The 11,045-nt window shown below is 62.7% G+C and carries 9 protein-coding genes; all 9 read left to right on the forward strand.

The annotated features are described in order from the left end of the window. Positions 1-273: 273 nt before the first annotated feature. Positions 274-819: a thiamine pyrophosphate-binding protein gene (locus tag Q7T64_RS06675; RefSeq protein WP_304793166.1), complete on the forward strand. Its 546-nt coding sequence runs from the start codon at positions 274-276 to the stop codon at positions 817-819. 17 nt (positions 820-836) lie between these two features. Further along, entirely contained in the window at positions 837-1,445 is a 609-nt protein-coding gene (locus tag Q7T64_RS06680; protein WP_304793169.1) for a thiamine pyrophosphate-dependent enzyme, read from the forward strand. A 25-nt stretch (positions 1,446-1,470) separates the two neighbouring features. Beyond that, positions 1,471-2,883: an aldehyde dehydrogenase family protein gene (locus tag Q7T64_RS06685; protein WP_304793173.1), complete on the forward strand. Its 1,413-nt coding sequence runs from the start codon at positions 1,471-1,473 to the stop codon at positions 2,881-2,883. 125 nt (positions 2,884-3,008) lie between these two features. Further along, on the forward strand, positions 3,009-5,123 hold the full coding sequence (locus Q7T64_RS06690) for a hydantoinase/oxoprolinase family protein (RefSeq protein ID WP_304793176.1): 2,115 nt from the start codon (positions 3,009-3,011) through the stop codon (positions 5,121-5,123). Then, positions 5,124-6,725, forward strand: coding sequence for a hydantoinase B/oxoprolinase family protein (locus tag Q7T64_RS06695; RefSeq protein ID WP_304793178.1), 1,602 nt, complete (start codon positions 5,124-5,126; stop codon positions 6,723-6,725). Between the two features lie 113 nt (positions 6,726-6,838). Further along, positions 6,839-7,189, forward strand: a complete 351-nt coding sequence (locus Q7T64_RS06700; RefSeq protein WP_304793181.1) for a RidA family protein — start codon at positions 6,839-6,841, stop codon at positions 7,187-7,189. A gap of 96 nt (positions 7,190-7,285) precedes the next feature. Beyond that, positions 7,286-8,245, forward strand: coding sequence for a tripartite tricarboxylate transporter substrate binding protein (locus tag Q7T64_RS06705; protein ID WP_304793183.1), 960 nt, complete (start codon positions 7,286-7,288; stop codon positions 8,243-8,245). 145 nt (positions 8,246-8,390) lie between these two features. Next, the gene (locus Q7T64_RS06710; RefSeq protein ID WP_304793185.1) at positions 8,391-10,754 is read left to right on the forward strand and encodes a xanthine dehydrogenase family protein molybdopterin-binding subunit; all 2,364 of its coding nucleotides are present in this window, start codon (positions 8,391-8,393) and stop codon (positions 10,752-10,754) included. Beyond that, on the forward strand, positions 10,751-11,045 hold a 295-nt coding region (locus tag Q7T64_RS06715; RefSeq protein ID WP_304793189.1), incomplete at its 3' end, for a xanthine dehydrogenase family protein subunit M. The genes Q7T64_RS06710 and Q7T64_RS06715, both read left to right, overlap by 4 nt.

The following is an 11,045-nucleotide window of genomic DNA, read 5'->3' on the forward strand; positions in this document are numbered from 1 at the left end:
CGATTAACCAAACCGAAGCAAATAGACAAAGCAAGCCAAAATAAAAAAACCACGCCCCCCAATCGAAACACCCAAAAAAGAGCAAGCCGGCTCCCCGGCCCCCCCGCCCTCATCTATCACCAGAACCGAACAATGCACAAAAACTAGTTGTTTGTTTTCATCAAACCCCCGCCCTATGATCATCCCAACAAACCGGCCCCCCGACCGTGCCCCAAGCCCGTCGCCGGCCCGGCCCAGCACCGAACCCGACCACAAACGCCAATAAAACCAACCATGCCCGTCGAATCCCCAACCTGGTACGACATCGTCGTCAAAGTACTCAAGGCCAACCAGGTAAAGCTGGTCGCCTACGTACCCGACAACGTCCTCTCCCCCTTGATCAAGGCAATCCACGCCGACCCTTGGTTCACCGTCATCTGCCCCGCACGGGAAGAGGAAGCCGTCGGCATCGTCACCGGCGCCTGGATGGGCGGCTTGCGCGGCATCACGCTGATGCAGACCAGCGGCTTCGCGACCCTGCCCAATGCACTGGCGTCGCTGGCCGTGCCGTTCCAGATACCGCTGGTGATGATGATCTCCGAACGCGGCACCCTCGGTGACCACCAGCTCGGCCAGGCGATTGTCTGCCGCACCATGCGCCCGGTACTGCAAACCCTGGGCATCGAACATTTCGCGATTGAACGCCTGGACGACGTCGAATTCGTCGTCGAAAAAATGATCCAGCAAGCATTTTCGACGCAGGCACCGGCAGCCATCATCCTGTCGCCGCTACTGACGAAGAAGAGCACCGCTGCCGTGCAAAATTCAGCGCAAGACTAGGAAGGACACACAAGGCCATGGCAAACAACGACAACTCGACGCGCGATACCGCGAAAGTCATGAACCGCTCCGACCTGACGCGGCGGCTGGTGGCAAAACTGACTGCCCATGAAGCCGTGATCGGCGGCATCGGCAATAACAACTTCGACCTGTGGGCGGCCGGCCAGCGTCCTGAAAATTTCTACATGCTGGGCAGCATGGGCCTGACCGCGCCGATCGCGATGGGCGTGGCGCTGGCCCAGCCGCAACGCCAGGTGTTCGCGCTGGAAGGCGACGGCTCGCTGCTGATGCAACTGGGCGCGCTGGGCACCATTGCGGCGGCCAGCATGAAGAACCTGACCATCATCGTGTTCGACAACGGCATGTACCAGATCACCGGCAAGCAGCCTTCGCTGACGGCCAGCACGGTGGACCTGGTGGCGATGGCCAAAGGTGCTGGCCTGGCACAAAGCGCCTGGGCCGCCGACGAGGCGCAATTCGAGGGCATGGTCGAGCGCGCCCGCCAGGGCGACGGTCCGTGGCTGATCGCAGCGCGCATCGACGACCAGAAGCCGGCCGGCACTACCGACCGCGATCCGGCCCGCATTCGCCAGCGCTTCATGACGGCGATGGCCGACAACGCATAAGGCTGTCAACCGGCAAGGGAACACTATGTCAAAGCTACTGATCAACGGCGAATGGGTGGACGGTGAATCGACCCAGGTGCTGACCGAGAAATACCAGGGACGGGTCTACGGCGAAATGGCCGTGGCTTCCGCGGCGCAGGTCGAGCAGGCGGTCGGCATTGCGCTGGCGGGCGTCAAGGCGTCGACGCTCACGCCCTACGAGCGCTATCGCATCCTGTCGCAAGCAGCGCGCAACGTCGAAAGCCGGATGGAAGTGCTGGTCGGCCTGATGCGCGACGAAGCCGGTTTTACCCGCGCCGATGGCGAGAATGAGGTGCGCCGCTGCGTGCAGACACTGGAACTGTCGGCGGAAGAAGCCAAGCGCCTGAATGGCGAACTGGTGCCGATGCAAGCCGCCGCCGGCATGAAGAACCGCATGGGTTTCACGCTGCGCGTGCCGCGTGGCGTGATCTGCTGCATTACGCCGTTCAATTCGCCGCTCAATACCGTGGCGCACAAGGTGGCGCCGGCGCTGGCTGGCGGCAATGCGGTTATCTTGAAACCGTCCAACCTGACGCCGCTGACCGCGGTGGAATTGTGCAAGGCCTTGCTCGAGGCCGGCCTGCCGCCGGCGCTGCTGGCGCTGATCAATGGCCCTGGCAGCCGCATCGGCACCCAATTGCTGAACGACCAGCGCATCGCCTATTACGCGTTTACCGGCAGCACCCGGGTCGGCCGCGAGATCCAGCAGGCCGCCGGTTTGCGCGGCGTGCAACTGGAACTTGGCAGCATTGCCAGCACCATCGTTTGCCATGACGCCGATATCGACATGGCGATTCCCAAGATCATCAATGCCGGCTTCCGCAAGGCTGGCCAGGTGTGTACGTCGGTGCAGCGGCTGTTTGTCGATCGCCGCATTGCGGATGTCTTCATTCCGAAATTCGTGGCAGCGGCGAAAGCGACCAAGGCGGGCGATCCGGCCGATGCGGCCACTATCGTCGGGCCGATGATCAGCACGCATCATGCGCAGCGCGCCACGGCCTGGGTGGCCGAGGCGGTAGCGGCGGGCGCGACATTGCTGGCCGGTGGCGCTTGCGATGGCAATGTGATGCCGCCGACCGTGCTGCACAATGTGACGGACGGCATGCGCGTGTATTGCGAAGAGATATTTGCACCGGTGGTGTCGATCCTGGAATTCGACACATTGGATGAAGTCGTGCAGCGCGCCAACGATAGTCCTTACGGGCTGGCAGCGGGCTTGTTTACCAGCAGCCTGGAAACCGCATTCCGTACTGCGCGCCGGCTGGAATTTGGCGGCATCCATATCAATGAAGCGTCCAGCGCGCGGGTCGACATCATGCCGTTTGGCGGTGTCAAGGACAGTGGCTTTGGCCGCGAAGGTCCGGGCTATGCGATTCGCGAAATGACTGAAGAAAGACTGGTGACGGTGGCGTATTGATCGGTACACGATCAATGACAGGCACCAGCCTCGACGCCAAGGAACAAGCCGGCCGGACCGCAGAATGGTCTGGCCGCCCTGATTGACTCAACCGATTGACCTGATTCGACTGACTCGACACACTCGTGAAAAATCCTTCCGCAGAACCGAACACCTTGCGTGTCGCCGTAGACATCGGCGGCACCTTTACGGACGGCGTGGCTACGCTGTCCCCGGCTGGCCGCATCTGGGTCGGCAAGACGCCGACCACGCCATCGGACCCCGGTGAAGCCGTCTCCACCGTGATCCTGAACCTGTTGCAACAGGTGGCGCATTCGCTGGGGGCGGACGCACCGCGGCTGGCCGAGGTGGTGCATGGCACCACGCTGATCACCAATACCTTGATCGAGCGCAAGGGTTCGCGCACGGCACTGGTGACCACCAACGGCCAGCGCGACATGCTCGATATCGGTCGCGAATGGCGCTACGACATTTATGACCTCGACATCGTGATGCCGACGCCGCTGGTAACGCCGGCAGACCGGGTCGAGATCGACGAGCGGCTCGATGCGCGCGGCGCAGTGGTCAAGGCGCTGGGCGCCGACGAACTGGCCCGCATGTCGGCCGAGTTGAAAGCGATGGGAGTTGAGTCGGTCGCGGTGTCGCTATTGCATTCGTATGTCAATGACACGCATGAACGCCAGGTGCGCGACGAACTGGCGCGCGCCTTGCCGGGCATTGCCGTGTCGCTGTCGTCGGAACTGGCGCGCGAGATCAAGGAATTCGAACGCACCTCGACCACCGCCGCCAATGCGTATGTGAAACCGATCGTTGCCGCTTACCTGCAGGAGCTGGAAACACGGCTGGAAAAAATCGAGCCGGACGTGCCGCTGCGCGTGATGGTGTCGAGCGGTGGTTTCACGTCGGCCAAGTCGGCTGCGCAAACGCCGATCCTGCTGCTGGAATCCGGCCCTGCCGCCGGCGTGCTGTCGGCGCTGAATACGGCACGCCAGAACAATGTGCAGCAAGTGCTGGCCTTCGACATGGGCGGCACGACCGCCAAGGCTTGCGTGGCGGTCGGCGGCGAAGCGCCGGTGGCGCACTTTTTCGAATGCGCCCGGGTCGAGCGTTTCAAGCGCGGCTCCGGTTTGCCGATCCTGATCCCGAGTATTGAGCTCATCGAGATCGGCGCAGGCGGCGGATCGATCGCATTCTGCAACCGCCTGGGTTTGCTCAATGTCGGTCCGGAATCATCCGGCTCGGTGCCGGGTCCGGCCTGTTACGGCAACGGCGGCCAGCAGCCGACCGTGACCGATGCCGACTTGCTGCTCGGCTACCTCAGTGCCGACAATTTCCTTGGCGGCGAGATGACGCTCGACGTCAAGCTGGCTGAAAAAGCGATGGGCCGGCTGGCAGAGAAACTGGGCGTATCGGTGACCGATGCGGCCTGGGGCATCTACAACATGGTCAATGAAAACATGTCGAGCGCGGCCCGCATCCATATTGCAGAGAATGGCCACGATCCGCGCGATTTCTCGATGGTCGGCACCGGCGGCGCAGGCCCGGTCCATGCGGTGGAAGTGGCGCGCAAGCTGCGCATACCGCGGGTGCTGATTCCAATTGCCGCAGGCGCCGGTTCCTGCCTGGGCATGCTGGCTGCGCCGGCGCGGGTCGACCGTGCATGGTCCAATCCGCAGTTGCTGGCCGACACCGACTGGCCGCAAGTCGCTGCTGCGCTGGAGCAGTTGAAGCGCGAAGCGCAGGCCGAACTGGAAACGGCCGGTGCGTCCGATGTGGAATGGCGCATTGGCGCAGAGATGCGCTACTACGGCCAGGGGGCGGAAGTGCCAGTGTCGATTCCGTTCGAAGCGGTCAGCGCGAGTACTGGCGCTACCATCCTGGCCTCGTTCGAAGAGCAGTACCAGAAGCTTTACGGACGCACCGTGCCGGGCGCGCGCCCGCAGGTGATGACCTGGCGCCTGACCGGTCGCGCTGAAAGCCGTGGCCACCACTTTGCGTGGGGCGACGATCGCGTCAAGACCAGCGCTGCGCTGCGCGGCTCGCGCAACATCTACCTGCCATTGAAGAAAGAGTATGGCCCGGCCAATGTGTACGACCGCTATTGCGTACAGCCCGGCCAGGTATTGCAGGGCCCGCTGATCCTCGAAGAGCGCGAGTCCACCATCGTTGTTCCGGTCAAATCGGAAGTGACGATCCTGCCCGACCTGACGGTTTCCGTCCTGATCAAGGAATTCGATTAAATGACACTTGTTGCCCAACCCAACGCTGCCGCGCGCAGCACCAGCGACGCCGCCGCTGCTGCGACTGCTCCGCGTTTCAATTCGATCGAGCTGGAAATCTTATGGAAGCGCCTGATCAGCGTGGTGGACGAAGCGGCCGCCGCTTTCGTGCGCACCTGCTTCTCCACCCTGGTGCGCGACGGCAATGACTTTGCCATCGTGCTGACCGATGCCCAGGGCCGTTCGCTGGCGCAATCGACGATGAGCTTGCCCGGCTTCATTGGCTGCCTGCCGGCCACGGTGCGCCATTTCCTCGACAAGTATCCGGCGCCGACGATGAAGGAAGGCGACGTCTACATCACCAACGACCCGTGGAAAGGCTCCGGCCATATCCATGACGTGACAACGGTGACGCCGATCTTCCGCGACGGCAAGCTGGTTGCCTTTGCTGCGGTGGTGTCGCACTTGCCGGACATCGGCGGCAAACTGCGCAGCAACAGCAGCCGCGAGATCTACGAGGAAGGCTTGCAGATTCCGATGATGAAGCTGCTGGATGCCGGCCAGCCCAATACCGTACTGATCGAAATGATCACGCAAAACATTCGCGTGCCCGACCAGGGCATGGGCGATATCTGGGCCCAGGTATCGGCCTGCCGCATGATGGGTGACCGTTTGCAGGGCTTGCTCGATACCGTTGACCTCGACTTGCTCGGCGCGGAAGTGCGTGCGCGTTCGGAGCGGGCGATGCGCGAAGCGATCAGCCAGATTCCGGACGGCGTGTATCGCTCGACCGTGCAGCATGACGGCTTTGAAGCGCCGATCATCATCGAGTGCAAGCTGACTGTGAATGGCGACCGCATCGACATCGATTTCGCCGGCTCCAGCGCGCAACTGCCGCGCGCGGTGAATGTGGTGCCGATCTACACCTTCGCCTACACGGTGTATGGCCTGAAGGCGCTGCTGTGCCCGGATATTCCGAACAATGAGGGCAGCTTCTTGCCGATCACGACCGATGCGCCGCTGGGTTCGTTGTTCAACCCGACCTATCCCGCCGCCTCCGGCGGGCGCAGCGCAATTGGCCACTTGCTGCCGGCTGCGGTGTTCAAGGCGCTGGCCGATGTGCTGCCGGAAAAAGTGTGGGCATCGGGCTCACCCAATTCATCGATGACGATGTCGGGCGAGTACGGCGGCCGGCGTTATGCCGTGGTCAACTTCCTCAACGCAGGGCAGGGCGCGACCGCGCGTCGTGCAGGCTATTCGGCGCTGTCATTCCCGGGTAACCTCGGCAACACGCCGGTGGAAATGATGGAGAGCCTGGCGCCGATCCGTGTGTTGCGGCGCGCCGTGCGACGTGGCAGCGGCGGACGCGGATTGCACAATGGCGGCGATGGCATCACGTTTGAATTCGAGTTGCTGGAAGATGCGAAAGAGGCTTCTGCCTCGTTCCTGATGACGCAATTGAAGTCGGTGCCGGCTGGCCTGGCCGGCGGCGGCGCAGGACAACCGGGCCGCCTGGTGATCAATGGTGAAGTGATCGACCCGACCGAGCCGCGCATCCTGAAAGCGGGCGACCGCGTGATGATGGAAACGGCTGGCGGCGGCGCGTATGGCGTGGCAGTTTGAGGACGGCATGCGGGACACGAAAATAGCATTGGAGTGCCCCGCACCAGCACGATATCCTGGCACCACAATGAACAATACATCGACCCATAACGGGGAGTGAAAAAGGAGACTGCATGAACGAGATCAAACGATTGGACCAAAATGCCCGGCGCAGCCGCGCGTTGATACATAACGGACTGGTTTACCTGTCCGGACAAGTGCCTGACGACCGTACTGGCGGGGTCGAAGAGCAGGCACGACAAGTGCTAAAGAAGATTGATGATCTGCTTGCCGAAGCCGGTACATCGCGTGCACGATTGCTCAGTGCACAGATCTGGCTGAAGACAATGGATGATTTTGCTGCGTTCAATGGAGTCTGGGATGCCTGGGTCACCCCTGGCGAAACCCCGACCCGTTGCTGCGGCAAGGTAGAACTCAACGATCCCAAGTGCCTTGTTGAGATTGTGGCAATCGCAGCGCTATAACGCCGCCCGTAGAGCGGCTTTTATTTGGTCCAACTAGAGAGGTCTTTCATGTTTAAAAAATCAACAAAGCTGAGCCACGCATTGTCCATGGCCAGCATGGCTGCAATCACGCTCGGCGCGCTGTCGGTCTCGGGCGCCGTCATGGCGCAGGACGACTATCCATCCAAGCCGATCAAGCTGGTGGTTCCGTATGGTACTGGCGGCGTGTCCGACACCATGGGCCGGCTGACTGCCACGGCATTGTCGAAGGTCCTGAACCAGACCGTGGTGGTTGAGAACCGCGGCGGCGCAGGCGGCACGCTGGGCGCGGCCGTGGTCGCCAAGGCGGCGCCGGATGGCTACACCTTGCTGCTGACCAGCCCGCCGATGGTCGCGGTGACGCCAGCGCTGTTGAAGGGCATGAGCTATGACACCTCCAAGGACTTCACGATGGTCGGCACCATGGCGACCACGCCGAACGTGCTGGTCGTCAACAATGACGTGCCGGCCAAGAGCATCGTCGAACTGGTCAATTACGCCAAGGGCGCAGGCAAGGGCAAGCTCAGCTTCGCGTCCGCCGGACCAGGCAGCACCGGCCATCTGTCGGGTCATATCCTGCAGACGTCCACCGGCATCGACATGCAGCACATTCCGTACAAGTCGTCCGGCCTGGCTTTCCCTGACGTGATCTCCGGCCGCGTAACGATGGTGTTCGATTCCCTGCCTTCGACCATCGGCCATGTGCGCTCCGGCAAAGTACGGCCAATCCTGGTGATGTCGGAAAAGCGTTCCAGCCTTTTGCCTGACGTGCCGACCGCAATCGAAACCGGTTTCCCGAGCGCGACAATGAACTTCTGGGTCGGCATCGAAGGCCCGGCTGGCATGCCCAAGCAAGTGGTCGACAAGCTCAACGCGGCATTGAAAGTCGCGGTCGCGTCCAAGGAAATGCGTGACCAGATGTCCTTCCTGGGCGCCGAGCCGTATTTCACGACTCCCGCCGAGTTCACCGCGCTGCGCCAGGCTGACGTAGTCAAATACGGCAAGCTGGTGAAGGACATGGGACTCAAGCAGGACTGATGCCGCAGTACCGGCTGCATGCAGCAAGTGCATGCAGCCGGTGCGCAATTTGACCGGGCCGTGTGGGCGCCATGCCCGGCCTCGTTTATCCTGTAGCCCTCTCATCCCCGTCGCATCCTCCAGCATCATCATTGGCCAGGACACCATGGAAACAAAAGCAACAAAAGGCGTCGGCGCACCGCTGCGTCGCAAGGAAGACCATCGCCACTTGCGCGGCAAGGGACAATTCGTCTCCGACATCCGCATGCCCGGCATCCTCGACGTCGCCTTCGTGCGCAGTCCGGTCGCGCATGGCATCGTCAAGAGCATCGAAATACCGGAACAATTCAAGGGGCGCGTTTTTTCCGCCAGCGATTTCCCCCACGTCAAACCGATCATCGCCGTGCCCAAGGTGGACGGCTTCAAGTATTCCGAACATCCGGCGCTGGCGACCGACCGCGTGCGATTCGCCGGTGAGCCGATCGCGATGGCAATCGGCGCCAACCGCTCCGAAGCCGAAGATGTGGCTGACGCCGTGCTGGTCGATATCGAAGAATTGCCGGCCGTAGTCGACATGCTGGCCGCCACCCAGCCAGGCGCGTACGTCATGCGCGAGGAGTGGGGCGACAACGTCTACGTTGAAAAGAGCAACGCCTACGGTGACCTGGACTGGGCGCGCGCCAACGCCGCCGTCACGGTCACGCGCGAATACCGCATGAACCGCCAGAGCGCCGTGCCGATGGAAGGCCGCGCCATCCTGGCCGTATGGGACGACCGGCTGGACGAATTGCTGGTCTATACCGGCAGCCAGTCGCCGCACCAGACCCGGGTCGGCATGGCGCAGGCGCTGGGCATTCCCGAGCGCCAGTTGCGCCTGGTGACGCCGGACATGGGCGGCGGCTTTGGCTCCAAGCGCGTGCTGTACCCGGAAGAATTGATGGTCGCTGCGCTGGCGCTGAAACTGAAAAAGCCGGTGCGCTGGATTGACGACAAGCGCGAGCATCTGCTCACTGCCATCCATTGCCGCGAACATCACCACAAGGTCACCGCCTATGCCGACAGCCGCGGCAAGGTGCTCGGGCTGGAAGTGGAAATCTGGGTCGATGCCGGCGCCTATTCGCACTGGCCGAACGGTGCCTTCATGGAAACCGGCATGGCCGCGCGCAATATCCCCGGCCCCTATGACATTCCCAACTATCGCAGCCGCAGCTATACCGTGGCCACCAACAAGTCGCCGATCGGCGCCTATCGCGGCGTGGCGCGGCCGGCCGCCTGCTTCACGATAGAACGCACCATTGACGAAGTCGCGCATGCCGTCGGCCGCGAACCGCACCTCGTGCGCATGGAAAACATGGTGCCGCCGGAAGCCATGCCGTTTCGCAACGTCACCGCGCTGGTGTTCGATACCGGCGACTATGCCGAGTCGGTGCGCCGCGCTGCGACCCTGATCAATTTCGACGCCGTGCGCGCACGCCAGAAAAACCCCGAGGCGGACGGTCGCCTGATCGGTGTGGGCTTTGCCTCGTTCACCGAGCAGACCGCGCATGGTTGCGGTGAGTGGGTGTCGCGCGGCACGCCGGTGATACCGGGCTACGAGACCGCCACTGCGCGCATGATGACCGACGGTTCGCTGATGCTGATGGTCGGCATCGTGTCGCATGGCCAGGGCATGGAAACATCGCTGGCGCAGATTGCGCATGAAGAGCTGGGGATCGACCCGATGCACATCTCGGTGCGCCACGGCGACACCCAGGTGTCGGCCTTCGGCATGGGCACGTTTGCATCGCGCAGCATGGTCATGTGCGGTGGCGCCGTGGCCAAGGCTTGCCGCGCATTGCGCGCCAAGATGGCGGCAATTGCGGCCCATGTGCTGAAGTGCGATGTCGCGCAACTGCGCTTTGAAGACTGCGTCATCCACGGCCCGCAGGGATCGATCGGCTATGAAGAGATCGGCCGGATCGCCCACTTGCGCCAGGAGATCCTGCCCAAGGGCATGGACCCGCTGCTCGAAATCACGGCCACTTACGAACCCGCTGTCGACAGCGGCGTATTCACCTACGCCACCCAGGCGGCAGTGGTGGCGGTGGACCCGGACACCGGCAAGGTCGAGATCCTGGACTATGCCGTGATCGAGGATTGCGGCACGGTGGTCAATCCGCTGATCGTGGATGGCCAGATCATCGGCGGCATTGCGCAGGGCATCGGCAATGCACTGTATGAAGAAATACCGTATGACGAAAACGGCCAGCCGCTGGCCACCACCTTTGCCGACTACCTGTTGCCGGGCGCACCCGAAGTGCCTGCCATCAAGATCGGCCACATGATGTCGCCCACGCCGCATACCGAATACGGCATGAAGGGCATGGGCGAGGGCGGCGCGATCTCACCGCCGGCTGCGATTGCCAATGCGATCCGCGACGCCTTGCTGCAGATGGGCGGCGAGATCAACGAGACGCCGATGACGCCGCGCCGCGTGCGCGCCGCCGTCGAGCGGGCGCTGGCCAACAAGCACAAGGAGGTGTCGCCATGAAAGCGGCCAAGCTGACGTATCACCGCGCCGACTCGCTCGACAGCGCGCACGCAATCGACCGCCTGCACCAGGGGGCGGGCAAGTTCATGGCCGGCGGGCAATCGCTGATGCCGATGATGAATTTTCTCTACGTGATGCCGGATCATCTGATCGATCTCAACAAGGTCGGCGAACTCGCGTACCTGCGGTTCGACGCCGCCGCGCTGCACATCGGCGCGATGACGCGCCAGCGCGAACTCGAATTCTCAGCCGAAATCGGCGAGCGTTGCCCGATCCTGCACGAGGCGCTCG

It is taken from the genome of Lacisediminimonas sp. (assembly GCF_030645335.1).
GTDB lineage: Bacteria > Pseudomonadota > Gammaproteobacteria > Burkholderiales > Burkholderiaceae_D > Lacisediminimonas.